This window comes from Ruegeria sp. AI2, assembly GCF_056541275.1.
Window position 1 is genome coordinate 1 of sequence record NZ_JBQFYB010000074.1, and the last position, 771, is coordinate 771.

The following is a 771-nucleotide window of genomic DNA, read 5'->3' on the forward strand; positions in this document are numbered from 1 at the left end:
GATCATTGCGGAACACTCAATGTGCCAGCCGGGCCGGCCAAAGCCCCACGGGCTGTCCCATCCCGGTTGATCTGAAACGGACGGCTTCCATAACACAAAGTCGCGGGGGTCCCGCTTCCAGGGGGCCACCTCAACCCGTGCGCCCGCGAGCATTTCATCCGGGTTTGCACCTGAGAGCTTGCCGTAGTCAGGAAAGGCTGGGATGTGATAGAGCACATGGCCTTCCACTGCATAGGCTTTGCCCTCGGCGATGAGCCCTTCGATCATCTCGATCATCGGCCCAATATGCGCCGTTGCATGTGGCTCAATATCAGACGGGGCAACACCCAGTGCAGCGAGGTCTTCGTGATAGGCCTCGGTGAACTCTGCCGAGATCGCGCTACAGGATACGCCTCTTTCAGAGGCCGCTGCGATGATCTTGTCATCCACATCCGTGATGTTGCGGGCGTAGGTGACCTTCGGCACCTGTGCGCTGAGGACCCTTGCCAGAACATCAAACACCACGGCAGGCCTGGCGTTGCCGATATGGGCGTAGGAATAAACCGTTGGCCCGCAGACATACATCCGCGCATGTTCGGGATGATTTGGGGAGAACGGCTCGACCTTGCGGCCCATGGAATTGAAGAGGTGCAGCATCCGTCAGACCTGCATCTCAACCGTTTCGTGCATCATACCGTCGGTGGCCGTCTCGACCTCATTTGGTTGCATTCGGAGCATGTTCAGGCTTGCGTCAAGCTCCTCCTGATTCATGTTTCGCGCAATTACGACGAC

At 58.2% G+C, this 771-nt stretch carries 1 protein-coding gene; it reads right to left on the reverse strand.

Annotated elements, in window-relative coordinates:
• Nucleotides 1-636: cysteine--tRNA ligase (locus ACR0LL_RS21240; protein ID WP_480589302.1), on the reverse strand; the 636-nt coding region annotated here is incomplete at its 3' end.
• Between the last annotated feature and the right edge of the window lie 135 nt (nt 637-771).